Source organism: Enterobacter sp. EGD-HP1, assembly GCF_000733275.2.
GTDB lineage: Bacteria > Pseudomonadota > Gammaproteobacteria > Enterobacterales > Enterobacteriaceae > Enterobacter.
This window is the reverse complement of the sequence record NZ_AVOP01000002.1, coordinates 59,320-83,651: the sequence shown is the minus strand read 5'-3', so window position 1 is coordinate 83,651 and position 24,332 is coordinate 59,320. Positions and strand designations below refer to the sequence as shown.

23 protein-coding genes are annotated in these 24,332 nt (G+C 58.0%); 13 read left to right on the top strand and 10 right to left on the bottom strand.

The features are described 5' to 3' along the window. Nucleotide 1: 1 nt before the first annotated feature. Complete coding sequence (locus N037_RS04380; protein WP_023335636.1) at nucleotides 2-1,069, top strand: oxidoreductase; 1,068 nt, start codon at nucleotides 2-4, stop codon at nucleotides 1,067-1,069. A gap of 96 nt (nucleotides 1,070-1,165) precedes the next feature. Here the strand turns inward: N037_RS04380 and cybB are convergent, their stop codons facing one another. After that, nucleotides 1,166-1,696 (bottom strand): cytochrome b561, encoded by a 531-nt coding sequence (gene cybB / locus N037_RS04375; protein WP_023335635.1) that lies wholly within the window; start codon nucleotides 1,694-1,696, stop codon nucleotides 1,166-1,168. Between the two features lie 189 nt (nucleotides 1,697-1,885). On the opposite strand from cybB, the gene gap reads away from it, so the two are divergent. Further along, nucleotides 1,886-2,887: a type I glyceraldehyde-3-phosphate dehydrogenase gene (gap, locus tag N037_RS04370; RefSeq protein WP_023335634.1), complete on the top strand. Its 1,002-nt coding sequence runs from the start codon at nucleotides 1,886-1,888 to the stop codon at nucleotides 2,885-2,887. Between the two features lie 54 nt (nucleotides 2,888-2,941). On the opposite strand, the gene N037_RS04365 is transcribed toward gap, so the two are convergent. After that, nucleotides 2,942-3,736: a YdcF family protein gene (locus N037_RS04365; protein WP_032639320.1), complete on the bottom strand. Its 795-nt coding sequence runs from the start codon at nucleotides 3,734-3,736 to the stop codon at nucleotides 2,942-2,944. Between the two features lie 327 nt (nucleotides 3,737-4,063). Between N037_RS04365 and N037_RS04360 the strand changes: the two genes are divergently transcribed. From N037_RS04360 to N037_RS04340, 5 genes are all read left to right on the top strand, one after another. Continuing rightward, on the top strand, nucleotides 4,064-5,383 hold the full coding sequence (locus N037_RS04360; RefSeq protein WP_032639318.1) for an MFS transporter: 1,320 nt from the start codon (nucleotides 4,064-4,066) through the stop codon (nucleotides 5,381-5,383). Nucleotides 5,384-5,541: 158 nt separating this feature from the next. Beyond that, nucleotides 5,542-7,194 carry an MFS transporter gene (locus N037_RS04355; RefSeq protein WP_032639316.1) on the top strand — a complete coding sequence of 551 codons (1,653 nt, stop codon included), beginning with the start codon at nucleotides 5,542-5,544 and terminating at the stop codon, nucleotides 7,192-7,194. A gap of 22 nt (nucleotides 7,195-7,216) precedes the next feature. Continuing rightward, nucleotides 7,217-8,299, top strand: coding sequence for an HlyD family secretion protein (locus N037_RS04350; RefSeq protein WP_032639314.1), 1,083 nt, complete (start codon nucleotides 7,217-7,219; stop codon nucleotides 8,297-8,299). Then, nucleotides 8,296-9,675, top strand: coding sequence for an efflux transporter outer membrane subunit (locus tag N037_RS04345; protein ID WP_032639312.1), 1,380 nt, complete (start codon nucleotides 8,296-8,298; stop codon nucleotides 9,673-9,675). The genes N037_RS04350 and N037_RS04345 overlap by 4 nt, the downstream gene beginning before the upstream one ends. 101 nt (nucleotides 9,676-9,776) lie before the next feature. Continuing rightward, nucleotides 9,777-10,436, top strand: a complete 660-nt coding sequence (locus tag N037_RS04340) for an O-methyltransferase (RefSeq protein WP_032639310.1) — start codon at nucleotides 9,777-9,779, stop codon at nucleotides 10,434-10,436. Between the two features lie 82 nt (nucleotides 10,437-10,518). On the opposite strand, the gene hrpA is transcribed toward N037_RS04340, so the two are convergent. Next, entirely contained in the window at nucleotides 10,519-14,421 is a 3,903-nt protein-coding gene (gene hrpA / locus N037_RS04335) for an ATP-dependent RNA helicase HrpA (RefSeq protein ID WP_032639308.1), read from the bottom strand. A gap of 205 nt (nucleotides 14,422-14,626) precedes the next feature. On the opposite strand from hrpA, the gene azoR reads away from it, so the two are divergent. Next, nucleotides 14,627-15,232, top strand: coding sequence for an FMN-dependent NADH-azoreductase (azoR, locus tag N037_RS04330; RefSeq protein WP_008502313.1), 606 nt, complete (start codon nucleotides 14,627-14,629; stop codon nucleotides 15,230-15,232). A 90-nt stretch (nucleotides 15,233-15,322) separates the two neighbouring features. After that, nucleotides 15,323-16,009 (top strand): RluA family pseudouridine synthase, encoded by a 687-nt coding sequence (locus N037_RS04325; RefSeq protein WP_032639306.1) that lies wholly within the window; start codon nucleotides 15,323-15,325, stop codon nucleotides 16,007-16,009. A 7-nt stretch (nucleotides 16,010-16,016) separates the two neighbouring features. On the opposite strand, the gene N037_RS04320 is transcribed toward N037_RS04325, so the two are convergent. Beyond that, the gene (locus N037_RS04320; RefSeq protein ID WP_032639304.1) at nucleotides 16,017-16,556 is read right to left on the bottom strand and encodes a DUF2058 domain-containing protein; all 540 of its coding nucleotides are present in this window, start codon (nucleotides 16,554-16,556) and stop codon (nucleotides 16,017-16,019) included. A gap of 353 nt (nucleotides 16,557-16,909) precedes the next feature. On the opposite strand from N037_RS04320, the gene N037_RS04315 reads away from it, so the two are divergent. Then, nucleotides 16,910-17,884 carry a DUF1852 domain-containing protein gene (locus N037_RS04315; RefSeq protein WP_032639302.1) on the top strand — a complete coding sequence of 325 codons (975 nt, stop codon included), beginning with the start codon at nucleotides 16,910-16,912 and terminating at the stop codon, nucleotides 17,882-17,884. Nucleotides 17,885-17,907: 23 nt separating this feature from the next. Continuing rightward, complete coding sequence (locus tag N037_RS04310; RefSeq protein ID WP_032639300.1) at nucleotides 17,908-18,936, top strand: methionine synthase; 1,029 nt, start codon at nucleotides 17,908-17,910, stop codon at nucleotides 18,934-18,936. A gap of 4 nt (nucleotides 18,937-18,940) precedes the next feature. Here the strand turns inward: N037_RS04310 and N037_RS04305 are convergent, their stop codons facing one another. Continuing rightward, complete coding sequence (locus N037_RS04305) at nucleotides 18,941-19,873, bottom strand: LysR family transcriptional regulator (RefSeq protein ID WP_032639298.1); 933 nt, start codon at nucleotides 19,871-19,873, stop codon at nucleotides 18,941-18,943. A 95-nt stretch (nucleotides 19,874-19,968) separates the two neighbouring features. On the opposite strand from N037_RS04305, the gene N037_RS04300 reads away from it, so the two are divergent. After that, the gene (locus N037_RS04300; RefSeq protein WP_032639296.1) at nucleotides 19,969-20,403 is read left to right on the top strand and encodes a DMT family transporter; all 435 of its coding nucleotides are present in this window, start codon (nucleotides 19,969-19,971) and stop codon (nucleotides 20,401-20,403) included. 3 nt (nucleotides 20,404-20,406) lie between these two features. Continuing rightward, on the top strand, nucleotides 20,407-20,865 hold the full coding sequence (locus tag N037_RS04295; RefSeq protein WP_023335618.1) for a DMT family transporter: 459 nt from the start codon (nucleotides 20,407-20,409) through the stop codon (nucleotides 20,863-20,865). A 2-nt stretch (nucleotides 20,866-20,867) separates the two neighbouring features. On the opposite strand, the gene N037_RS04290 is transcribed toward N037_RS04295, so the two are convergent. Genes N037_RS04290 through N037_RS04270 form a run of 5 tightly spaced genes read right to left on the bottom strand, consistent with a single transcriptional unit; the run spans nucleotide 20,868 to nucleotide 24,331 of the window. Further along, nucleotides 20,868-21,395: a DUF3833 domain-containing protein gene (locus tag N037_RS04290; RefSeq protein WP_032639294.1), complete on the bottom strand. Its 528-nt coding sequence runs from the start codon at nucleotides 21,393-21,395 to the stop codon at nucleotides 20,868-20,870. Further along, a complete protein-coding gene (locus N037_RS04285; protein WP_032639292.1) occupies nucleotides 21,392-21,913 on the bottom strand; it encodes a hypothetical protein in 522 nt (173 codons plus the stop codon). Before N037_RS04285 ends, N037_RS04290 begins: the two co-directional genes overlap by 4 nt. Beyond that, complete coding sequence (locus tag N037_RS04280; protein WP_032639290.1) at nucleotides 21,910-22,395, bottom strand: DUF2878 domain-containing protein; 486 nt, start codon at nucleotides 22,393-22,395, stop codon at nucleotides 21,910-21,912. The genes N037_RS04285 and N037_RS04280 overlap by 4 nt, the downstream gene beginning before the upstream one ends. Beyond that, nucleotides 22,392-23,612: an SAM-dependent methyltransferase gene (locus N037_RS04275; RefSeq protein WP_032639288.1), complete on the bottom strand. Its 1,221-nt coding sequence runs from the start codon at nucleotides 23,610-23,612 to the stop codon at nucleotides 22,392-22,394. Before N037_RS04275 ends, N037_RS04280 begins: the two co-directional genes overlap by 4 nt. Next, the gene (locus N037_RS04270) at nucleotides 23,609-24,331 is read right to left on the bottom strand and encodes a DUF1365 domain-containing protein (RefSeq protein WP_032639286.1); all 723 of its coding nucleotides are present in this window, start codon (nucleotides 24,329-24,331) and stop codon (nucleotides 23,609-23,611) included. The genes N037_RS04275 and N037_RS04270 overlap by 4 nt, the downstream gene beginning before the upstream one ends. Between the last annotated feature and the right edge of the window lies 1 nt (nucleotide 24,332).

Genomic DNA, 24,332 nt, shown 5'->3' with positions numbered 1-24,332 from the left:
CATGAGTAACGTTCAAACAATTAACATTGCGCTGATCGGGTATGGATTTGTCGGCAAAACCTTCCATGCCCCGCTGATCCAGTCGGTGGACGGGATTAAGCTGGCCGTGGTCTCTTCTCGTGATGAAGAGAAGGTTAAACGCGATCTGCCGGATGTACAGGTAGTCGCGACACCGGAAGAGGCCATTCAGCATCCTGATATCGATCTGGTGGTGATTGCCTCCCCCAACGCCACGCACGCCCCGCTGGCGACGCTGGCCCTGAACGCGGGTAAACACGTGGTGGTGGATAAGCCTTTTACCCTCGATATGCAGGAAGCTCGCGACCTGATTGCGCTGGCGGATGAAAAGCAGCTTCTGCTCTCCGTCTTCCACAACCGCCGCTGGGACAGTGATTTCCTCGGCATTAAGCAGGTTATTGAGCAAGGCACGCTCGGCAAGGTTAAACACCTGGAATCGCATATCGACCGCTTCCGCCCGGAAGTGCGCGTGCGCTGGCGCGAGCAGAACGTCCCCGGGAGCGGACTGTGGTTTGACCTGGGTCCCCACCTGATTGACCAGACGCTGCAGCTCTTTGGCCTGCCGCAGTCGGTTCAGGGGAATATCGCGACGCTGCGCGACGGTGCAGAAATAAACGACTGGGCGCACGTGGTCTTAAACTACCCGGAGCACAAGGTTGTTCTGCACGCCAGCATGCTGGTGGCTGGCGGTACGGCACGCTTTACCGTCCACGGGGACAAGGGCAGCGTGGTGAAAGCCAGAATCGATCAGCAGGAAGCGCAGCTGCTCTCAGGGGTGATTCCCGGCAGTGAAACCTGGGGCGAAGACAGCGACAGCATGGTCTTCTTTGGGGCCGACGGCGCGCCGCAGACGATCCCTACCCCGAAAGGCGATCAGCGCCAGTATTACGTCAACGTACGGGATGCGCTGCTCGGGAAAATCGCCAACCCTGTCCACCCTGTTGAGGCACTGGCGGTCATGGCCGTGCTGGAAGCGGCGGTGACGTCGTCGGAGACGGGGTCAACGCAGCCGCTGGCATTAACGGCTGAAGAGCGTGCGCTGCTGGGTTAAAAAAATAAGCCGGGTGGCGCTAGCGCTTACCCGGCCTACAAACGGTTCTGAATCGTAGGCCGGGTAAGCGCAGCGCCACCCGGCAAGAGTTAAAGATTACTGACGCTTTTTCGGCATCATGCGCAGAAGGGTATTATCTTTCCAGAAATAGTGATGCATCAGTGCCGCCACCGCGTGCAGGCCAATAACAAAATAGCCCAGGTTCGCCAGCGTCTCGTGCCATTCTTTCAGCACATCAACCAGGTCAAAATTTGACTCCGCCGCATGCGGCATCACCATGCCAAACGCAAACCAGTCGCTGCCTCGGTTATACATCATCACAATGCCAATCAGCGGCAGCGCAATAAACAGCAGATACACCACCAGATGCCCCAGATGAGACAGCCCCGTCACCATTGCTTTTGGCTTCGGCTGAATCGGGGGCGCGCGGAATTTCAGGCGAACCAGCAGACGCGTCACCATCAGCACCAGAATACTGATACCGCACGAGACGTGGATCATATTGATCGCCGGGCGCGCGGTGCGCGGGAAGAAACCTTTGAACTCCATGGCGCAGTAGGCGACGATGATTAACAGAAACACCAGCCAGTGGATGCCGATTTGCAGGCTTGTATATTTAGTGCGCATGTCATTTCCCGATTAAAAACAGTTATCGCGCCAACATAATCCCCTTTCCTTAAAAATTCATTAACTTTTCTGTATGGGTTTTCAAATACTTCCTCCCGCATGAAGCATCTTCAATTGCCGCCCTGCCCGTGATGGTCTAAGCCTGGATGAGTTCAAACTGTCGCATCGACACGTTTACAGGAGAACACCATGAGTAAAATTGGCATTAACGGTTTTGGACGTATTGGACGCCTTGTACTTCGTCGCCTTCTTGAAACCCAGGACAGTAATACCGTCGTCGCCATCAACGACCTCACCTCCCCGAAAGTGCTGGCCTATCTGCTCAGGCATGATTCTAACTACGGTGGCTTCCCGTGGAGCGTGGATTTCACCGAGGATGCGCTAATTGTTGACGGTAAAACCATTGCGGTGTACGCCGAAAAAGAGGCGAAGCACATTCCGTGGAAAACCGCAGGTGTGGATATCGTCGTCGAGTGCACCGGTTTTTATACCTCTGAAGAGAAATCACAGGCGCACCTGGACGCTGGCGCGAAGAAAGTGCTGATCTCAGCCCCTGCGGGTGACATGAAAACCATCGTCTACAGCGTGAATGACGACACCATTGACGCCGGTGATACCATTATTTCCGTCGCATCCTGCACCACCAACTGCCTCGCCCCGCTGGCGAAGGCCCTGAACGATGCGTTTGAAATCAAGGTGGGCACCATGACCACCATTCACGCCTATACCGGTACGCAGGCGCTGGTAGATGGCCCGCGCGGGAAAGACCTTCGCGCCTCACGGGCGGCGGCAGAGAATATCATTCCCCACACCACCGGTGCCGCCAAAGCCATTGGTCTGGTGATCCCCGCACTCAGCGGCAAGCTGAAGGGCCACGCGCAGCGCGTGCCGGTTAAAACGGGTTCGGTAACCGAGCTGGTGGCGATTCTCGGCAAGAAAGTAACCGTTGAGGAGATCAACGCCGCGCTGAAAAAGGCGACGCAGGGCAATAAGTCGTTCGGGTATACCGACGAAGAGATTGTGTCGTCCGATGTGATTGGCTCGCACTATGGTTCGGTGTTTGACGCCACGCAGACGGAGGTGTCAGAAGCGGGAGAGCTGCAGCTGGTGAAAGCCGTCGCGTGGTATGACAATGAGTACGGTTTTGTGACGCAGCTGGTGCGGACGCTGGATAAGTTTGCTGCGCTGTGATTTCCCCCCTCACCCTGACCCTCTCCCCAATGGGGCGAGGGAATGGTTCCGTGCTTAGATTATTTTGCGTGCCCCCTTGAGAACCGGATCCTGCTGCAGCTGTTTCCACGCGGCAATCACCGCCTCAGGAAAGTCGACGTGCGCGATAAAATCGCGCCCGACCGGGCCGTAGCCGTTAACGTCATCATACAGCCGCGGTAGCTCCCCCAGAACCAGTGACAGGTAGCGGTCAACGGGCCACAGTCCGCTATTGCCCGCGCTAAACTCCACGCCCTCGTTGCCGTTATGCAGTATCGGCGTAAACCCGGGATGGCTTATCCACTGCGGTGACGCGGGTTCATCCTGACAAACGCGGGCAAACGTCGCCATCGTACGGCGCTGCATCGTCGGATCCTGCACCACCAGCATCCGCCCGGTTGCTCGCTGATGCTGTTTCAGCATGTTCCAGCTAAAGCGCGCGTTTTCACCGCAGTTGGTGGAGCGATCTTCAATCCACAGACGCGCCTCGGGGATCTGCCAGAAATCCCGCGCAATGTCGGCGAGAATGCTCGCTTCGGCCCGCCCTTCGACCTGTAAGGTGTGATAACGCGGATGACTGCCGATGGCAGCATATAAAAACGCGGTTGAATGGCCAATACCGCCGCTAATCAGGAGCGGAACGTCTCTCTGCGCGGCTATTCGGCAGGCAGCCTCAATGGTCGGGATCACCGCGTTTCCAGCGAGAATCACCGCATCAATCTCCGGAGCCTGACGCGTCGCGCTCAGTTCGTCCTGCGCCAGCCATACGCCGACAGTATTAATTGCCGCCAGCGTGGCATCCGCCAGAAGGGGAAAATGGGGCTGAACCATGATGAACTCCTCACGTTGTTGAATCGCCGAATTTATCATTTTTCTGAAATAACCAGAAACATCCAAAAATCATCGGGTTGCACCTGCCTATTATGCTTTTGATTTCCAGCCTAACAAAACATTGTATTGTGCAGGCGTCATGACAAAGCACCCAGCGCTGCTTATTTCACCGTGATCTGACCAGTTTTATCCCCCCTACGCTTGCCAAACACAACATCCAACCCTAAGTTGCTTAACAATTTCACAACCTTTTTTATCATCACGGGTTGCACCTGAAGCGCGCCAGGTGGCACCTCTCTCAATATCAACGTAGCGGGGTTTCAGGTCATGACAGAGCATGAAAGTACGACGACGGTATTACGAAAAAATAAGAAGGTGTTAATCGCCAGCCTTACCGGAAGCGCCATTGAATGGTTTGACTATTTTCTCTACGGTACGGCGGCCGCGCTGGTCTTTAATAAGATCTTTTTCCCGATGGTCGACCCGGTGATCGGACTCATTCTCTCGTATCTCTCTTTCTCATTAACCTTTTTTATTCGCCCCATTGGCGGGGTACTTTTCGCCCATATCGGCGACCGCATCGGCCGTAAAAAAACGCTCGTACTGACCCTCTCTTTGATGGGAGGTGCAACCGTTATGATTGGCCTGCTGCCCACGTATGAGATGATTGGGCTGTGGGCGCCCGCTCTGCTTATTCTGATGCGTATCATTCAGGGGATGGGCATCGGCGGTGAATGGGGCGGCGCGCTGTTGCTGGCCTATGAATACGCGCCCGAAAAACGTAAAGGCTTCTTCGGCAGCATTCCGCAGGCGGGCGTGACCATCGGCATGCTGATGGCAACCTTTATCGTCTCGCTGATGACGCTTTTCAGCGAGGAGGATTTCCTCTCCTGGGGCTGGCGCATTCCGTTCCTGCTGAGCTCGGTTCTGGTCTTGCTCGGGCTGTGGATCCGTAAGGACATCGACGAGACGCCTGATTTCAAGAAGGTAAAACAATCGGGCCAGGTGGCGAAAGCGCCTCTGCGCGATACCCTGAAACATCACTGGCGCGAAGTGCTGATTGCCGCCGGTCTGAAGGTGGTAGAAACCGCGCCGTTCTATATCTTCTCGACGTTCGTCGTGAGTTATGCCACCACGACGCTGACGTATCAAAAATCGCAGGCGCTGGAAGCCGTGACGCTGGGAGCCCTGGTGGCCACGGTGATGATCCCGTTAATGGGGCTACTCTCGGATAAAATTGGCCGTCAACGCATGTATGCCGCGAGCGTCTTCATCCTGGGTTTGTTTATCGTGCCGTGGTTTATGCTGCTCAATACCGGAACAACCTGGGGCATTGTGCTTGCGACGGGCATCGCCTTTGGCGTGCTGTGGGCACCGGTAACGGCGGTACTCGGCACGCTGTGCTCTGAAATTTTTAGTGCAAACGTACGCTACACCGGCATTACGCTCGGTTATCAGCTGGGTGCCGCGCTGGCAGGCGGTACCGCGCCGCTGATTGCCACCGGACTGCTGGCAAAATATGACGGCGACTGGGTTCCGGTGGCATGGTATCTTGCCGTCACGGTGGTCATTTCCTTAATCGCGATTTTCTGCGCCAGCCGCGTTAAGCGAGCGTCCCACCTGCAGGCGCAGCCCGAACATCTCTGACCAGTATCGGCCCGATTTTCGGGCCGCTCTTTTTCCTTAAACTTCCCTTCTACATTTGATTAACATGCGTAAATCATATTCACTTGAATTATCATTTGCGGCAGACGTAGAATCGCTAGCCCGCTAATTATTCAATTATTTCTAAGGTAAACGACGTTATGCGCCTGCCCGAACGCGACCCTTATGCTCCTCGCGAGTGGCAGCCACATGAGAAACCCGCCCTGCTGGGTTCGCCTTCCACACCCGAGCACACTACCCCAAAACGTATTGCCTACGGCGTCGTTGGCCTGCTGGTGTGCCTGACGGGAGCGCTGGGAAATGCGGTGGTGACCGCCAATCTGCAAAACCTGCAGGGGACCTTCGGGGCCTGGTCGACCGAAATCGCCTGGCTGCCCGCGGTCTACGTGATGACCAACATCTCTATCAACCTGCTGCTGGTCAAGTTCCGCCAGCAGTACGGTCTGCGCGCCTTCACCGAAGGTTTTTTGGTGCTGTACGTGCTGGTCACCTTCTTCCATCTGTTTGTGAACGATCTCAGCTCGGCGCTGATGGTTCGCGCCGCGCATGGGATGGTGGCCGCCGCGCTAAGCTCGCTGGGGATTTACTATCAGATCCAGGCCTGGCCTGCGAAGCACCGCCTGAAGGCGCTCACCATCGGGATTACCGGGTCGTCACTCGCAATCCCACTTGCCCGCCTGTTTTCGACCGAACTGCTGCAGCTTGACGAATGGCGCGGACTCTATTTCTTCGAGCTGGGTCTGGCGCTGATCTCCCTCGCCTGCGTAATCGCCTTAAAACTGCCGCCGGGCGACAGGCGCAAGGTCTTTGAGAAAAAAGACTTCATCACCTTCTTTTTAATGGCCCCCGGAATGGCCCTGCTCTGCGCCGTACTCTCCCTGGGCCGTCTTGACTGGTGGTTCGAGGCGCCGTGGATCGGCTGGTCGCTGGCGCTATCGCTGGTGCTGATTGTGTCTGCCATCGTCTTTGAACATAACCGCACTAACCCGCTGCTGAACACCCGCTGGCTGTCGAGCGGCAGCATTATCCGTCTGGGGCTGATTATGCTGCTGATCCGTATCGTGCTGGCAGAGCAAAACACCGGCGTCATCGGCTGGCTGCAATACGTGGGGTTACAGAATGAGCAGATGACCCACCTGGCGTGGTCCATTTTCGCCGGGATCGTCTGCGGGATCGTCACCAGCTGTCTCACCATCAAGCCAACGAAACTTGCGTGGCCCATCATCACCTCTCTGGCGCTGATGATTGTTGCCTCGCTGCTGGACAGCCAGTCCAACAACCTGACCCGGCCGGATCAGCTGATGCTAAGCCAGTTCCTGCTGGGCTTCGGCAGCGCTTTCTTCCTGGCGCCCGCCATGCTGGCCGCCATTGGCGGGGTGATCGCTGACCCGCGCAACCTGGTCAGCTTCTCGGTGATGTTCGGCATGAGCCAGAACCTCGGCGGCCTGCTGGGCTCCGCGATCCTCGGGACCTTCCAGACCTGGCGCGAGAAGTACCACTCCAGCCTGCTGGCGGACCAGCTCACCACGCTCAATCCGCTGGTCAACGAGCGTATCCAGATTTACACCCAGATGTACCGAAGCCTGATTGGCGACAGTTCGCTGCTGGGAACGCAGGCGATAACGCAGCTGCAAACGGTCACCACGCTGGAGGCGAACATTCTGGCTTACAACGATACTTATCTGCTGACGGCGAGCATTGCTGCCGCCACGCTGGTCTGGATTTTATGGCGCCTGTTGCGCCTGCGCATCACTGCCCGCATGGCGCTTAAGAACGCCACCGGCAACAAATAATTGAAATAGTTCTGGAGAGTTTATGAGTCAGCAGGATGCCGCCAAAGAGCAGGCCAACACCCGCAAAAATGTGCGCATTGTTTCCGTTTTCACCGCCGCTGCCATCGGTATTGTCGGCGTACTGGTGATCCTTTATGCGTGGCAGCTGCCGCCGTTCACCCGCCACACGCAGTTTACCGACAACGCCTACGTGCGCGGTCAGACGACGTTTATCAGCCCCCAGGTGAATGGCTATATCACTGAGGTGAAGGTTCAGGACTTTGTGCAGGTTAAAAAAGGCGACCTGCTGCTGCAGATTGATGACCGCATCTATCGTCAGCGCGTGCATCAGGCCGAGGCACAGCTGGCGATGAAAATTGCCGCGCTCAATAACAACCTGCAGCAGCGTAAAAGCGCCGAAGCAACGATCGCTAAAAACGACGCGGCGCTGAAAAATGCCCGCGCCCAGAGCCTGAAAACGCAGGCGGATTTAAAGCGGGTGAAGGATCTGGCGGCGGACGGTTCGCTTTCCGTACGCGAACGCGACGCGGCGCTGGCCAGCGCCGCCCAGGGCAGCGCCGATATCGACCAGGCCAAAGCCACGCTTGAGATGTCGCGTCAGGACCTGCAGACGGTGATTGTCAATCGCGGTGCGCTGGAGGCGGATGTCGAAAACGCGAAAGCGGCGCTGGAGCTGGCGCAGATTGACCTGCAAAACACGCGTATTGTGGCCCCGCGAGACGGTCAGCTCGGCCAGATTGCCGTGCGTCTCGGGGCGTATGTCACCGCCGGGACCCATCTCACTACCCTTGTGCCACCTCAGCACTGGGTTATTGCCAATATTAAAGAAACCCAGCTTGCGGAGCTGCGCGTCGGTCAGCCTGTCAAATTCACCGTCGATGCCCTGAACGACAAAGCGTATCAGGGCCGCGTGGAGAGTATTTCGCCGGCAACCGGGGTTGAATTCAGCGCCATCACGCCGGACAACGCCACCGGCAACTTTGTCAAAATCGCCCAGCGTATTCCGGTGCGCATCGAGGTGCTCGGCAAGCCAGAGGCGATCGCGCTGCTGCGTCCGGGCATGTCGGTGCAGGTGACCATTGATACGCGGGAGGCGAAGCCATGATCCTTCGCCCGATAGCCGGTCTGGTGCTGGCGGTCATGCTCGCCGGATGCCAGTCCGTCGACGTCAAACCGGCGCAGCCGACGCTGCAAATTCCCGCCCAGTGGCGTGCTGACGCCGGCCCTTCCAGCCCGGCGGAGCAGCTCTGGTGGCGCAATTTCCATGACAACAACCTCAACCGCTATGTGGATCGGGCGCTGAAGAACAACAGCGACGTGCTGATCGCCCGCGAACGAATTAACGAGTATCAGGCGCGGGTCTTTGCGGCCGACGGCAGCCTGTTTCCGTCGCTTGACGCGGGCGTAACCGGGACGCGCGCCCGTTCGCAATCCGCCGCGACCGGGCTGCCGGTCTACGGCACGCTCTACAGAGGAAGCCTGACGGCGAGCTATGACGTTGATATCTGGGGCGTCAACCGCAGCACGGCCAATGCTGCCGAGGCCTCGCTGGAGGCGCAAAAAGCCGCCGCTGCCGCCGCGGATTTGACCGTCGCGTCGTCCGTGGCATCCGGGTATGTCACCCTGCTCTCGCTTGACGAACAGCTGCGCGTGACCGAATCCACGCTGAAATCGCGCGAAGAGGCATTTAACCTCGCGAAACGTCAGTTTGAGACGGGCTACAGCTCGCGTCTGGAGCTGATGCAGTCGGATTCCGAACTGCGCTCAACGCGGGCGCAGGTCCCGGTGCTGCAACACCAGATTGCACAGCAGGAGAATGCCCTGAGCCTGCTGCTGGGAAGCAATCCCGGCGCGGTAGTGCGCAGCGAAAGCTTCGCGGCACTGACGCCGCTGTCGCTGCCGTCACAGCTGCCTTCTTCGCTTCTGAATCGTCGGCCGGATATCGTTCAGGCTGAACGACTGCTGGTTGCGGCGGACGCCTCGCTTGCCGCGTCACGCGCCAGCCTGCTACCGTCGATCAACCTGACCGCGACCGGATCGGTCCAGGATCGTACCCTTTCAGGCCTGCTGGACAACCCGCTTCAGCTCTGGAGCGTCGGAGGCAGTATTCTTGCCCCGCTGCTGAACCGCCAGGCGCTGAATGCGCAGGTGGACATTTCCCAGTCCCAGCGAAACCAGGCGCTGTACGCCTATGAAAAAACCGTGCGTAACGCGTTTGCCGAAGTGAACAACAGCCTTGATGCGATTACGCGCTATCAGGAACAGCTGACCGAGCTGCTTGCCCAGCAGAATGTAGCGCAGGAGACGCTGCGCATTGCGCAGAATCGTAATCGCAACGGCTACTCCTCTTATCTGGACGTGCTGGACGCGCAGCGCACGCTGTACTCGGTTCAGACCAGCGTCGTGCAGGTAAAAAATAGTCTGCTGCTGGCACAGATCGATTTGTACAGGGCGCTGGGCGGCGGCTGGGCCAGTGCCTGAAAACCTGCCCGGTGGCGCTTCGCTTACCGGGCCTATATTTCACCCCGTAGGCCGGGCAAGGCGTAGCCGCCACCCGGCAATCCCTCCCAAGGAGTCAATCTATGCAACAAAAATGGTCTGCAGTAGATAATTACATGATTTCTTCGCTTATTCCTGAAGATGACGTACTGAGTCAGGTACTGGAAAACAACAAGCGCGCCGGGCTCCCCGAACACGACGTGGCGGCCAATCAGGGGCAGCTGCTGGCGCTGTTCGTGCGCATGACGCAGGCACGACGCATTCTTGAGATCGGGACGCTGGGTGCCTATAGCTCAATCTGGATGGCGCGCGCCCTGCCGCCGGACGGAAAGCTGGTTACGCTCGAGGCTGACCCGACGCATGCCGATGTTGCCCGCCAGAATATTCACCTCGCCGGTCTTAACGATCGCATTGAATTAATTGAAGGCCCGGCGCTGAGCTCGCTGGAGAATTTCGGCGAGGTTCCGCCGTTCGATCTGATCTTCATCGATGCGGATAAGCCAAACAACCCCGGCTATCTGGAGTGGGCGCTGCACTACTCCCGCCCCGGCACGGTGATTATCGGCGATAACGTGGTGCGTGACGGCGAAGTGATTAACGGGCAAAGCGACGACGCGCGCGTACAGGGCGTGCGGCGTTTTATTGAGATGATAGGGGATAACCCGCGCTTAACCGCCACCGCGCTGCAAACGGTGGGGGTTAAGGGATGGGATGGGTTTACGCTGGCGTTTGTAGAACGATAACCAGCCGGGTGGCGGCTACGCCTTACCCGGCCTACATATTCTCCCGTAGGCCCGGTAAGCGCAGCGCCACCGGGCAAGTGTTTTAACCGGAAATCTGCTCCATCGCCTGCAGGATACGCTTATCCGAAATGGGATACGGCGTACCGAGCTGCTGAGCAAAGAAGCTGACGCGCAGCTCCTCGATCATCCAACGGATCGCCTGCACGTCTTCATCATCGCGGCGGGCTGGCGGCAGCTTGTTCAGCCACTGCTGCCACGCTTGCTGCACGCTTTCCACTTTCAGCATCTGCGCGCGATCGCGGTGCGGGTCGATGCCCATTTTCTCCAGACGTTTTTCAATCGCCTGCAGATAGCGCAGCGTATCCCCCAGACGGTTGAAGCCGTTGCCGGTGACGAAGCCGCGATAGACCAGCCCCGCCATCTGCGCCTTCACGTCCGACAGACCCAGCGCCATGGTCATATCCACGCGCCCCTTAAGGCGCTTGTTGATATTGAACACGGCGGTGAGGATCTGCTCGACCTGTTTGGCAATCTCCACCACGGTGTCGTTCAGCTCCGCGCGCACCTTTTCATGCAGCTGAGCAAAGCCCTCTTCCGTCCAGACCGGACCGCCCGCATCGTGGATCAGCTTGTCCACGCCACAGGAGATGCAGTCGTCGATCAGATCCAGCACCTTGCCGTACGGGTTAAAGTACAGCCCCAGCTTGGCCTTGTTCGGCAGCTTCTCGTGCAGATACTTAATCGGCGACGGGATGTTGAGCAGCAGCAGGCGACGCAGCCCGCGCCACATCATCTGCTGCTGTTCCTGCGGGTTATCAAACAGTTTGATTGCCACGCTGTCGCGCTCGTCCACCAGCGCAGGCCAGGCTTTGACCTTGTAGTTACCGCGCTTCTGCTCATAGCTTTCCGGAAGCTGGCCAAAGCTCCAGATGTGCAGCCCGCTCTGCTCGATACCGTCGTCGGCCACCGCAGACAGCGTCTCCTGGACTTTGCCTTTTAGCGCCTCTTTCAGCTCGCTCAGGGAACGTCCTTCCAGCAGCTTTTTGTTTTTATCATCCACCACGCGGTAGCTGATTTTCAGGTGATCGGGCACCTGATCCCAGTTCCAGTCGTCGCGGTCGATGGTCGTCCCGGTCATGCGGCGGAACTCGCGCTCCAGCGCGTCCAGCAGCGGCAGCTCCAGCGGCGTGACGCGGCCTAAAAACGCTTCCGCGTAGTTCGGCGCAGGCACAAAGTTACGGCGCACCGGTTTCGGCAGGGATTTGATCAGCGAAATCACCAGCTCACGGCGAAGGCCGGGGATTTGCCATTCAAACCCGCTCTCGTCAACCTGGTTTAGCAACGGCAGCGGAATGTGGACTGTCACGCCATCCGCGTCGGCACCCGGCTCAAACTGATAGGTCAACCGCAGCTTGAGGTTGCCCTGATGCCAGAAGTTCGGGTAGTCGAGCTTGCTGACCGACTCCGCCCCTTCCTTAATCAGCATGCTCTTTTCAAAGTTGAGCAGGTCCGGCGTCTCTTTGCTGGCCTTCTTCCACCAGCTGTCGAAGTGGCGGGCGGAGATAACATCGTGGCTGATGCGCTGGTCGTAAAACTCAAACAGCGCCTCGTCGTCCACCAGAATGTCGCGGCGGCGGGACTTGTGCTCAAGCTCCTCTACTTCGGCGCGCAGCTTCAGGTTTTCGCGGAAGAAGGCGTGGCGCGTCTGCCAGTCGCCCTCCACCAGCGCGTGGCGGATAAACAGCTCGCGGCTGAGCGCCGGGTCAATCTGGCTGTAGTTGACCTTCCGCGCGGCAACCACCGGCAGGCCGTAAACGGTCACCTTCTCGGTCGCCATCACCGCGCCCTGCGCGCGCTCCCAGTGCGGTTCGCTGTACGAGCGTTTCAGCAGATGCTGCGCTACAGGCTCAACCCATTCCGGATCGATACGTGCGGCAATGCGCCCCCACAGGCGGCTGGTTTCCACCAGCTCGGCAACCATGGTCCATTTCGGCGGCTTCTTGAACAGGCCGGAACCCGGGAAGATGGAGAAACGGGCGTTGCGCGCGCCGGTATACTCCTGCTTTTCGGCATCCTTCATCCCAATGTGGGACAGCAGGCCGGTCAGCAGTGCGATATGAATCTCGCGGTACTCCGCAGGCTCGCTGTTGACCGGAATGCCCAGCTCTTTCACCACCTGGCGCAGCTGGGTGTAGATGTCCTGCCACTCGCGCACGCGCAGGTAGTTGAGGAAATCCACGCGGCACTGGCGTCGGAACTGGTTCGAGGAGAGCGCTTTCTGCTGCTCGCCGAGATAGTTCCACAGGTTTACGAAGGCGAGGAAATCGGACTCTTTGTCGTGGAAGCGGCGGTGCTTTTCGTCAGACGCCTGCTGTTTGTCCATCGGACGCTCGCGCGGATCCTGAATGGAGAGCGCCGAGGTAATGATCATCGCCTCGCGCACGCAGCCGTGCTTTTGCGCTTCCAGCACCATGCGCGCCAGGCGCGGATCCACCGGCAGCTGGCTGAGCTGGCGGCCCAGCGGCGTCAGCGTGTAGACCGTCGCCTGCTCGTCGGTGGTAATCGCCCCGAGCTCTTCCAGCAGACGCACGCCGTCCTGAATGTTGCGTTTGTCCGGCGCTTCGACAAACGGGAACGCCGCGATGTCGCCCAGCCCCAGCGCGGTCATCTGCAGGATAACGGACGCCAGGTTGGTGCGCAGAATTTCCGGGTCGGTAAACTCCGGGCGCGACAGGAAATCATCTTCGGAATAGAGGCGAATACAGATCCCTTCCGACACGCGGCCGCAGCGGCCTTTACGCTGGTTGGCGGAAGCCTGGGAGACCGGCTCAATCGGCAGCCGCTGGACCTTCGTGCGGTAGCTGTAGCGGCTGATGCGCGCCGTGCCCGGGTCGATAACGTATTTGATCCCCGGTACGGTCAGCGAGGTTTCCGCCACGTTGGTTGCCAGAACGATACGTCGTCCGCCGTGCGGCTGGAACACGCGGTTCTGTTCGCTGTTGGACAGGCGGGCATACAGCGGCAGGATCTCGGTGTGGCGCAGGTCGCGCTTGCTAAGCGCATCGGCGGTATCGCGGATTTCGCGCTCGCCGCTCATGAAGATCAGAATGTCGCCCGCGCTTTCGTTGCCCAGCTCGTCAACGGCATCAAAAATGGCCTGCAGCTGGTCGCGCTCGGTATCATCCGCCTCTTCCACAATCGGGCGATAGCGCACTTCCACCGGGTACGTGCGACCTGACACCTCGATAATCGGCGCATTGTTGAAATGCTTCGAGAAGCGCTCCGGGTCGATGGTTGCGGAGGTGATGATGATTTTCAGATCCGGGCGACGCGGCAGCAGCTCTTTCAGGTAGCCGAGCAGGAAGTCGATGTTCAGGCTGCGCTCGTGCGCTTCGTCAATGATGATGGTGTCGTACTGCATCAGCAGGCGATCCTGCTGAATTTCCGCCAGCAGAATACCGTCCGTCATCAGCTTGACCATGGTGTTATCGCTAACGTGGTCGCTGAATCGCACCTTGTAACCGATGCAGCCGCCCGGCTCCGTCTGCAGCTCTTCGGCAATACGATTCGCCACGGTGCGCGCCGCCAGTCGACGCGGCTGGGTGTGGCCAATCAGCCCTTTTAGACCGCGGCCCAGCTCCATACAGATTTTCGGCAGCTGGGTGGTTTTCCCCGAGCCGGTTTCCCCCGCGACAATCACCACCTGGTGGTCGCGTACGGCCTCGAGGATGTCCTGTTTTTTCTGGCTAACGGGGAGGTTTTCCGGGTAGGTAATCGCCGGGCGCGCGGCTTCGCGCAGCACAACCTTCCCTGCCGCCTGTTCAATCTCTTTCGCCATCTCCTGGTAAATGGCCTGTTGTGCATCAGGATTTTTAACCTTCTTGACGCCGTGCAGACGGCGCGCAAAGCGCTGTTTATCGCGCAGCGTCAGAGAATCAAGCTGTTGCAGGAGCATCGGGAAGGTTAATTTTTGTTGTTCTGTCATAGCGTTAAAGGGCAGTACACGCCCTGATAAACTCTCGTTTTAATGATTGCTATAGAGTACCACATTGACGCCTTTCGCGCCTTATTCAAAAAATTCGAACATAGGCTTCGATATATTGCGCTATCTCTGTGGCAGGATTGTGAATAGAGTGTCAACAAGCAACGGGGCAACCCCCTTCAATCAAATGCAACAACAGGAATCACCCATGAGCAAAGTATTAGTTTTGAAATCCAGTATTCTGGCAGGGTACTCTCAGTCTGGTCAGCTGTCTGATTACTTCGTTGAACAGTGGCGTGAACAGCATTCTGCTGACGAAATCACCGTGCGTGACCTGGCTGCAAACCCAATTCCTGTGCTGGACGGCGAACTGGTTGGCGCGCTGCGCCCAAGCGATGCTCCGCTGAGCCCACGTCAGCAGGAAGCGCTGGCCCTGTCCGACGAGCTGATTGCTGAGCTGCAGGCGCACGACGTTATCGTCATCAACGCCCCAATGTACAACTTCAACATCCCTACCCAGCTGAAGAACTACTTCGACCTGGTGGCACGCGCTGGCGTTACCTTCCGTTACACCGAGAACGGTCCTGAAGGTCTGGTGAAAGGTAAACGTGCGATCGTCCTGACCAGCCGTGGCGGCATCCACAAAGACACCCCAACCGACCTGGTTGCGCCGTACCTGAGCCTGTTCCTGGGCTTCATCGGCATCACTGACGTGAACTTCGTGTTTGCGGAAGGCATCGCTTACGGTCCAGAAGTGGCGACCAAAGCGCAGACCGATGCGAAAGCCGCGATCGACAGCCTGGTAGCAGCATAAAATTTCACCCTCTCACCGCCAGGTGGGAGGGTTTTTCTTTTCCCCCGCATTTCGTTATCATCCGCTCCCACTCTCCAGCCGGGCGGCCTGATGTCTGCGATTATTGATTCTTTTATTGCCCCACCGTGTCACGACGACATTGAGATCCTCTGGCAGGATGAACATCTGCTGCTCATCAATAAGCCTTCCGGCCTGCTCAGCCTCTCGGGCAAAAATCCGCAAAACCTCGATTCCGTCCACTATCGTCTGGTTCAGTCCTTCCCCGGCTGCACGCTGGTGCATCGTCTGGATTTCGGCACGTCCGGGCTGATGGTGGTTGCGCGCAATAAGGCCATTAACGCCGCGCTGTGCCAGCAGTTCAGCCAGCGCAGCGTGGAGAAAGCCTACAGCGCCCTGCTTTGCGGGCATCTGGAAAACGATGAAGGAGTCATAGACGCGCCGATTGCTAAAGATCCGGCGCTGTTTCCGCTGATGTCGATCTGCGCCATCAGCGGTAAACCCGCCCGCTCCCGCTATCGGGTGGTGGAACGGTTTTATCAGGGTGCAGATCTGCCGTTAACGCGGGTGATGCTTACCCCGGAGACCGGACGAACCCATCAGCTGCGTATTCACTGCCAGCAGCTAGGGCACCCGATTCTGGGCTGCGATCTGTATGGCGGTCTTGACGCGCCGGGGGCGGAAGACGCGCCCCGGCTGATGCTGCATGCAAGCGAGTTGAATTTTATTCATCCCGTGAGCGGAGAGCCGGTTAACGCCCGTCACGCCGCCCCGTTCTGAAGGCGGTTTACCACATCAAATCGTCAGGGATTTTGAAGTCCGCGTACGGATCGTCTTCGTCCTGCTCTTCCTGGCTGAGCGCGCTGTTTAAGACGATGCTGTCGGCATCGCGCTGGGCAATTTTATCAGCCACCACCGCCGGGATAATCGCGTATTCACAGTCGCCGCTGGCGTTAATGACCAGACGGGCAATCGCCAGACGGCCGTTGATCAGCTGAGCCTGGGTTTGCTTGTCGACGTCGATTTTTTTGATCAGATTACCGTCGGTGAAGTTAAAGGTGATGTTGCCTCTCGCCACGGTGATGCGGTTCATCTCAATCAGCTGCTTCACCTGCGCCTTAAACTCTTTTGCCAGCACGGCCTGCTTCTGCTGCTCACTCAGCTGCTTGTCACGCTCGATCTGCGCCTTCTTATTCTCTTCTACCGCTTCACGAGCCTCACGCGCCTGAACCCGTGATTTCTTTGCCGTGCGCTGCACTTTCGCCGCTTTTTTGCTGCTGACCAGGCCCGCTTTCAGCATCTGCTCTTGTAAGGTGAGTTTTGTCATGATTGTTTCTAAACCGGTTGGAAATTTTGGGGATTATAGCGGGAATTGAACGGAAATAAAAAATCCCTCTCCCCTGCAGTCGGTTAAGGACGAGGGCAAAGTGCATGTCATAGACATATTGCGAGCTTCGCCCGGCGGCGCTGCGCTTGCACGGGCCTACAAACAACGCTGAACCGTAGGCTGGGTAAGCGCAGCGCCACCCGGCAAGAAGTCAGCAACACCTTAAGCATTACACTTCATGAACTTCCCTCATGTTGCATTGAAATTAAGTCACTTCCCCTGCGCCACGGGCTCAGGCATAAATTATGCATCGGCAACTTCTTAGCAACATGAACTTAGGATGCATAACCACAATGAGCAAAGCTTTCACATATACCCTTAAGCGCAGTTGCTTCGATGAGAATTACAACCCGTCAGAAAATACGCGTACGACCACCAACTTTGCCAACCTGGCGCGCGGGGAAAAGCGTCAGGAGAACCTGCGCAATACGCTGGTGATGATCAACAATCGCTTTAACGCCTTAGCGCGCTGGGATAACCCAAACGCCGATCGCTACGCGGTTGAGCTTGAAATCATCTCTGTCGATCTGAACATTGGCGCGGAAAAACCGTTTCCGGCCATCGAGATATTGCAAACCACGATTGTCGACAAAAAAAATAACCTGCGTATCCCGGGCATCGTCGGGAATAACTTCTCTTCTTACGTGCGGGATTACGATTTCAGCGTCCTTCTGCTGGAACACAACAAGAACCAGCAGCACTTCAGCATTCCGGAAAAGTTTGGCGAACTGCACGGCAATATTTTCCGCCACTTTGTGAATTCGCCGGAATACAAAGAGAACTTCAGAAAGGGACCGGTGATCTGTCTGAGCGTCTCCAGCAAAGACACCTACCGCCGCACCGGTAACCAGCACCCCGTGCTGGGCATTGAGTATCAGCCGGATGGCGAGTCGCTAACGGAGCAGTACTTCGCGAAGATGGGCCTGCAGGTTCGCTATTTCATGCCGGAAAACAGCGTGGCGCCTTTCGCATTCTTCTTTACCGGGGATTTGCTGAGTGATTACACCGATCTGGAACTGATTGCCACCATCAGCACGATGGAGACCTTCCAGAAAATCTATCGCCCGGAAATTTATAACGCAAACTCGGCGGCGGGGCTGTGCTACCGACCGGATCTGAACCAGCAGGATCACTCCTTAACCAAAATTGTTTATGACCGGGAAGAGCGAAGCCAGCTGGCGATTGAACAGGGCCGTTTTACCGAAGCGTACTTCATTAAGCCTTACCAACATATTCTTGAGCAGTGGTCTGATAACTACACGCTTTAATTCATTCAAAAAGGTCTTTTATTATGAAAACATTGCTCCCGACTTCTACCGCTGGCAGCCTCCCTAAGCCGACCTGGCTTGCACAACCTGAAACGCTGTGGTCACCCTGGAAATTACAGGATCAGGAACTGCTGGCGGGTAAACAGGATGCGCTGCGCCTGTCTCTGGATGAGCAGATCCGTGCGGGAATCGATATTGTCAGCGACGGGGAACAGACCCGCCAGCATTTCGTCACCACCTTTATTGAACACCTGAGCGGCGTGGATTTTGAAAATCGTCAGACGGTGCGCATTCGTAACCGCTATGACGCTAGCGTGCCGACCGTGGTTTCAGCCGTTGCGCGTCAGAAGCCGGTCTTCGTGGACGATGCAAAGTACCTGCGCCAGCTGACGGACAAGCCAATCAAATGGGCCCTGCCCGGGCCGATGACCATGATCGACACCCTTTACGACGCGCACTATAAAAGTCGTGAAAAGCTGGCCTGGGAATTCGCCAAAATCCTCAATCAGGAAGCGCGTGAGTTAGAGGCCGCAGGCGTCGATATTATCCAGTTTGATGAACCGGCATTTAACGTCTTTTTTGACGAGGTGAACGACTGGGGTATCGCCGCGCTGGAACGCGCCGTTGAAGGGCTGAAGTGCGAAACCGCCGTACACATCTGCTACGGCTACGGCATCAAAGCTAATACCGACTGGAAAAAGACGCTCGGCTCAGAATGGCGACAGTATGAAGAGGCCTTCCCTAAGCTGCAGACCTCCAGCATCGACATTATCTCCCTGGAGTGCCACAACTCCCGCGTGCCGATGGATCTGCTGGAGCTGATCCGCGGTAAGAAAGTGATGGTCGGCGCGATCGACGTGGCAACCAACGCGGTTGAAACGCCGGAGGAAGTCGCCGATACGCTGCGTAAAGCGCTGCAGTTTGTCGATGCGGACAAGCTTTATCCGTCAACCAACTGCGGCATGGCTCCTCTTTCCCGCCAGGTCGCTAACGGCAAGCTGAACGCGCTGAGCGCCGGCGCAGAGATTATCCGCAAAGAGCTCGCCGCGTAATCCCTTACGTTTGCCAGTACGGCGGCGTGCCAAAGCGCTCGACGTAATAATCAATCACCGCCCTGACGTTCAGGGGCGGATGACGGGCATCAGGATAGATCGCCGCGATTGCCTGCTGTTCTGTATTGATCGCGCACTCCAGCGCGGGCAGGAGCGAAATCAGCTCGCCGCGCTGGAGCTGCTCGCTCACCAGCCAGTCCGGGAACAGCACAATCCCCATTCCACCCAGCGCCGCAGCCAGTAACGCTTCCGCATTATTCGAGGTCATCAATGGCGTAACGGGATAGTGTATCCACGCTTCACCCTTCCCGCGAAACAGCCAGCGGTTAGGCCCTGACGATCCGCGATAGACAAGACAGTGATGACGGTTCAGGTCATCCGGCCCTTCGGGCGCCCCCTGTTTTCGCACGTAGTCTGGCGACGCGGCCAGATGATAAACCTGCCGCCCAAACACCCGCGCATGAAACGAGGAGTCCGTCAGCACGCCAATCCGGAAGATCACGTCGGCGGCGTCCCGATGGGGGTCGATAAAATCATCGGTCAGCGTCAACTCTATGCTGAGGCGGGGATAGCGTTCCGACAGGCCGGGAAGGCCGGGGGCAATATGCTTCTGGCCGAAAAACACCGGTCCGTTAATGCGGATCGCGCCGGAAGGTTCCACCGCACGCGCGTCCAGCTCCCGTCGCGCCTCTTCCAGATTTTCCGCCATCGACCGGGCATAGCGAATAAACAGATGACCGCTTTCCGTCGGGATGACAGCCCGCGTATTGCGGTAGAAAAGCTGTTGACCGAGCGCATCCTCAAGCTGGTAGATCACGCGCGATATCTGCGAGGCCGATATCCCCTGCCGCCGCGCCACGACGGAGAAATTCTGCGCTTCATACACGTCAATAAAGATCATCAGCGCGCGGACGTTGATGTTACTAGCGTCGACCATTAATGCATATCCTGCAAAGGTGTTTCCAGCATTATGGCATTTTTCTCACGAGACTGACGACGTAATCTTCTTCGCCAGAAAAAGGAGGAAGCGTAATGCAGTTTGTGTTGATTTTCCTAGTGATTGCCGGCGGGATGGGGCTGTCCGTAGAGGCGGGCCTGCTGGGGCCGCTGGGCGGCGAAGTGGGTGACCTATGGGCGACGTTCAGCATCTTCGGCGTGGGTGCCGCGCTGACGTTTCTGCTGATGCTGTTTTTTAGCCCGCGCAACAGCCCGTCGTTTTTCGCACAGCCCGGCTGGCAGCTGCTCGGCGGCGTGCTTGGCCCTGTCTACGTGGTCATTCTGACCATTGCGACCCCCGCTATCGGCATCGCGATGACCATGATTGGCATTCTGGCCGGTCAGGTCTTTAAAAGCCTGATCATTGACCACTTTGGCCTGCTGGGTACGCCGCACAGGAAGATAAACGCGAAACGCATCGTGGCGCTGGTTTTTATTATTGCCGCACTGGTTCTGGTGGCGCAGGGGTAACGTATGACACTGATGATGATTCTTCTGGCCGTGTGTGGCGGCGCAACGCTGAGCATTCAGGCCGCCATTAACGGGCAGCTCGGCAGCAGCGTGGGCGTATTTAAAAGCGCGTTCCTGACGTTTTCCGTCGGTGCGCTGGTGACCGCCCTGCTCATTTTCTTCTTTGAGCCTAAGCAGGCGGTCACGCTGCTGGACGTGCCGAAATGGCAGCTCCTCGGGGCGATGTTCGGCGTGCCTTACATTGTGATCATGGTCCTGGCGGTGCAGCGCATCGGCACCGCCGTCGCCACGGTGGCGGTGATATTCGGCCAGCTCGCCATGAGTATGCTGATTGATAACTTTGGCTGGCTGGGCAATCCCGCTATTCCGTTTTCGCTGAGCCGTCTGGGCGCGGTGGTGTGCCTGGGGATTGCCCTGTACTTTATTTACGCCAGCAGTAAAACCGGCAGCGTCCGCGACTGAGCTTACGTCTTCCGGGTAAAGAACAGCGTCACCGTGGCGACGGTGACGCCCAGCTTCTTCATCTCGGTTTTGTTAAACAGATGCGTCTCATCCTGCAGGTACATCCAGTCGTCGAAGTTCAGTAGCCAGGTGCTGCCGTTGGCCTTCACGTTCATGCTGTAATGCCAGTTGAACGCGTTGCCTGCGGCCTGCCCCGTGGCAACCCCTTCGATATCCCCTGCCGTTCCCTCGTAGCGATCGTTTCCTACCCGGCGAATATGCCAGACCCGCTGCTGCTTCTCGCCGTCGTCGTAAACAAAGTGTTCATTCAGCGTCAGCGTATCGCCAATAACATCCCCGGCAATCTCAACGTGGAAACGGCGGATCTGCTTGCCGCTGCGATCCTGTACCATCCCCCACGCTTCGGTTTTGCCCTGGAAGTAGTGGAAAATATCAAGCCGTGGCTGCTGCTGGCGATACTCGGCCACCTCCGTGCTACAGCCCGCCAGCAGCATCGTGAATGCCAGCGCCATCATCAGAATACGTTTCATTTTTGGCCTCCGATTAACTGCTGACGCAGCTCAGGATATTGCGTGCGGGGATCGAGCCAGATGGCCAGAAAACGGGTGCTGAACGCTTCCGACTGGCGTGGTCCGAGTGGAATAAAGGATGTTTGCGCCGCTGACGCGCGGTACCAGAACTGCCCCTGCTTATCGTTGAGAACAAACGCCAGCTGTGAGCCCGGACGGACGTCCGGCCACAGCGTCCGGAGCATCCGCAGCCAGTCTTCGCTTTGCGGTTCCTGCGCCAGGATCCCCTGCGCCTGCCACTGGTCGCGGGTCGCCTCAACCAGTTCATCGCGATCGATGTCGCGCGCATAGGTAATAATCAGCGCCTGATCCTGGTCCCGGCTGTAACGGCCATCCGGGGTGCGCAGCTGGGAGGTATAGACGGTGAAAGGTCCCCAGGTGAGCGTGGCGTCCCCCACCTTCCGCCAGGCAAGCCAGTCGGCAGCCTGAGCAACAGGAACAACCAGCGTCAGCCAAAGCAGCAAAACCGCAGCTCTCATTTTTGTCTCCCCATCAGCAGGTGGAAAAACAGCATCAACACCAGCCAGCCCGGCGCCATCCAGCTGACGACGATAAAGGTCGGCTCCAGAAAGGTAATTCCCCCTAGCCGCTCGCCAAACAGGTAGGCCACCGGCCCCCCCACGGCGGCCAGCAGGGTCAGCAGCCAGCCGGGCAACGTGGTGGTGCGCGTCAGCTGCGTCCAGACCGTGGCGAACATCAGCCACAGTGCCACCATCCATAACGGCATCAGGGACTCGCCCGTAAAGGCAATCAGCCCGGTCAGGGCCCAGAGCGCGTCCAGCAGACTGCCCGCCGCGGCCAGCCCAATAGCATAATAACGGTAAGCAGGCGGCAAAAGCAGGCACGCCAGGATCGCCAGAGCGATCCAGATAATCAGGCCCTGTTCGCGAAAGAGCACCACCAGCGTCCAGTAGAGATCGAACGCAATGGCCAGCAGGAAGACCTGAAGGTAACGTCTCATACGCGATCGGCGGTCAGCTGCACCACGCTGATGGTGCGAGCGTTAAACCCGGCTTCGCAGTAGCCGAAGTAGTACAGCCACATGCGGCGGAACCGTTCATCGAAGCCGAGCTTTTCAATCTCCTGCCAGGCGTGGACAAAGCGCTGCCGCCAGTGGGCCAGCGTGCGGGCATAGTCGGGGCCCATGTCGAAGAGATTACGTACCACGAAATCGGTGTGCCGCGTCATCAGCTCGTTCATCGCCGTAATGCTCGGCAAGAAGCCGCCGGGAAAAATGTAGCGCTGGATAAAATCAACGCTTTTGCTGTAGTCGCGATAGCGCTGGTCCTGAATAGTGATGGCCTGAATCGCCATCCGTCCTCCGGGGCGCAGCCGCGCCTGGCAGGTGCGGAAGAACGTCGGCAGATAGCGTTTCCCGACGGCCTCAATCATCTCTATCGAGACCAGCTTGTCGTACTGTCCGGTGAGGTCGCGATAGTCGCAGAGCAGTACCTCAACGCGATCCTGTAACCCGGCGCGGGCGATCCGCTCGGTCGCCCAGAGATATTGCTCCTGCGACAGCGTGGTGGTCGTTACCCGACAGCCATAATGACGGGCCGCGTATTCCGCCATCGCGCCCCAGCCGGTGCCAATTTCGAGCAGGTGGTCGCTCGCACTCAGCGCCAGCTGCTCACACAGGCGCGCCATTTTGGCCTGCTGGGCCGCCGTCAGATCCTGCTCGTCAGCGGTGAACAGCGCGCTGGAATAGAGCAGTTCCTTATCCAGGAAATGGGCATAAAAGGTATTGCCCAGATCGTAATGGGCGGCAATATTTTCGCGGGCCTGGGCTCGAGAATTACGCCGGGTCCAGTGGCGTATCCGCTCCAGCGGCCTGCCGAGCAGACGGAACCCGTTTTCCAGACGGCCAAGCACCTCGCCGTTGAGCGCGAGCAGCTCCAGAAGCGGCGTGAGGTACGCGGTTTCCCATTCGCCGTCCATCCAGGCTTCTGCCGCAGCAAGGCTCCCGCCCGTTAAAACGCGCCAGTAGACGCCGGGTGTGAGGATCTGCACGTCGGCATGCAGCGCGGAGGATGTCTCGCCAAAATGGAAGGTCTGGGCCCCTTCGCGCAGGGTGAGCGAGCCGCCGCGGATGCCGCTTAACAGACGAAACAGCAGCCATCGCGCGATGCGGACGTTGCGCGGAATATCGGGTTCTAACGCAAAGACGGGATCGGTCATGAGCGTTCACTCCTGCTGACGGGATGGTTATACAGCGGCACGCGCTTGAGCCACAGGCGCAGCGCCTGCCAGTAAATGGCAAAAACGGTTTTCAGGGTCATGAGCGGAATGCGCAGCAACAGCGAGCGCAGCGCGGGGCGCGTCAAAGGCTCTCGGCGCAGCGCGAGCGTGGCGTCAAAGACCTTCGCTTCCTGATGGTTTTCAATGTGCATATGCAGCGAGTTATCCGGGTCGTTAAAGCGCCAGTGGTAGATCATGTCCATCGGGTTGAAGGGGGAAACGTGAAACGCTTTTTCCGTGGGCTGCGCATTCTGTCCGTTGACGGCATAGTAATGACGTTCATTCCACGGCGTGTTGCGGACCTCCGCCAGCACCCAGCGCAGCGTTCCCTTCCTGTCATAGCAGTAGTAAAAGTTGACCGGATTGAAATGAAAGCCGAAATAGCGCAGCTGCGTCAGAAGCATCACCCGCCCGTCCGGACGTTCCCCGGTCAGTCTCTCCAGCCTGCTCAGCACGTTCTCTTTGAGCGGCGTGCCGAGCGGATAGTCAGCGTCGTGGAACGAGGCGGCGGCAAAGCGATTGCGCCGCACGCCGACGGACGACAGCAGCGGCAGTTCATCCAGATCCAGCCAGGCCATAAACACGCTGTAGCTAAATTCATGGGTTTTCGGCTGGAGGCGGCGGTGGCGTAATACGCCGTGGTAGAGGCAGCTGTTCATC

Excerpts from the sequence above, each read along its gene's own strand:
- hrpA (WP_032639308.1), bottom strand. The coding sequence starts at position 14,421 with ATGACAGAACAACAAAAATTAACCTTCCCGATGCTCCTGCAACAGCTT.
- gap (WP_023335634.1), top strand. The coding sequence starts at position 1,886 with ATGAGTAAAATTGGCATTAACGGTTTTGGACGTATTGGACGCCTTGTA.
- N037_RS04310 (WP_032639300.1), top strand. The coding sequence starts at position 17,908 with ATGAAAACATTGCTCCCGACTTCTACCGCTGGCAGCCTCCCTAAGCCG.
- N037_RS04340 (WP_032639310.1), top strand. The coding sequence starts at position 9,777 with ATGCAACAAAAATGGTCTGCAGTAGATAATTACATGATTTCTTCGCTT.
- N037_RS04355 (WP_032639316.1), top strand. The coding sequence starts at position 5,542 with ATGCGCCTGCCCGAACGCGACCCTTATGCTCCTCGCGAGTGGCAGCCA.
- N037_RS04295 (WP_023335618.1), top strand. The coding sequence starts at position 20,407 with ATGACACTGATGATGATTCTTCTGGCCGTGTGTGGCGGCGCAACGCTG.
- N037_RS04270 (WP_032639286.1), bottom strand. The coding sequence starts at position 24,331 with ATGAACAGCTGCCTCTACCACGGCGTATTACGCCACCGCCGCCTCCAG.
- N037_RS04315 (WP_032639302.1), top strand. The coding sequence starts at position 16,910 with ATGAGCAAAGCTTTCACATATACCCTTAAGCGCAGTTGCTTCGATGAG.
- N037_RS04275 (WP_032639288.1), bottom strand. The coding sequence starts at position 23,612 with ATGACCGATCCCGTCTTTGCGTTAGAACCCGATATTCCGCGCAACGTC.
- N037_RS04380 (WP_023335636.1), top strand. The coding sequence starts at position 2 with ATGAGTAACGTTCAAACAATTAACATTGCGCTGATCGGGTATGGATTT.
- N037_RS04345 (WP_032639312.1), top strand. The coding sequence starts at position 8,296 with ATGATCCTTCGCCCGATAGCCGGTCTGGTGCTGGCGGTCATGCTCGCC.
- N037_RS04300 (WP_032639296.1), top strand. The coding sequence starts at position 19,969 with ATGCAGTTTGTGTTGATTTTCCTAGTGATTGCCGGCGGGATGGGGCTG.
- N037_RS04305 (WP_032639298.1), bottom strand. The coding sequence starts at position 19,873 with ATGGTCGACGCTAGTAACATCAACGTCCGCGCGCTGATGATCTTTATT.
- N037_RS04280 (WP_032639290.1), bottom strand. The coding sequence starts at position 22,395 with ATGAGACGTTACCTTCAGGTCTTCCTGCTGGCCATTGCGTTCGATCTC.
- N037_RS04320 (WP_032639304.1), bottom strand. The coding sequence starts at position 16,556 with ATGACAAAACTCACCTTACAAGAGCAGATGCTGAAAGCGGGCCTGGTC.
- N037_RS04285 (WP_032639292.1), bottom strand. The coding sequence starts at position 21,913 with ATGAGAGCTGCGGTTTTGCTGCTTTGGCTGACGCTGGTTGTTCCTGTT.
- azoR (WP_008502313.1), top strand. The coding sequence starts at position 14,627 with ATGAGCAAAGTATTAGTTTTGAAATCCAGTATTCTGGCAGGGTACTCT.
- cybB (WP_023335635.1), bottom strand. The coding sequence starts at position 1,696 with ATGCGCACTAAATATACAAGCCTGCAAATCGGCATCCACTGGCTGGTG.
- N037_RS04350 (WP_032639314.1), top strand. The coding sequence starts at position 7,217 with ATGAGTCAGCAGGATGCCGCCAAAGAGCAGGCCAACACCCGCAAAAAT.
- N037_RS04360 (WP_032639318.1), top strand. The coding sequence starts at position 4,064 with ATGACAGAGCATGAAAGTACGACGACGGTATTACGAAAAAATAAGAAG.
- N037_RS04365 (WP_032639320.1), bottom strand. The coding sequence starts at position 3,736 with ATGGTTCAGCCCCATTTTCCCCTTCTGGCGGATGCCACGCTGGCGGCA.
- N037_RS04290 (WP_032639294.1), bottom strand. The coding sequence starts at position 21,395 with ATGAAACGTATTCTGATGATGGCGCTGGCATTCACGATGCTGCTGGCG.
- N037_RS04325 (WP_032639306.1), top strand. The coding sequence starts at position 15,323 with ATGTCTGCGATTATTGATTCTTTTATTGCCCCACCGTGTCACGACGAC.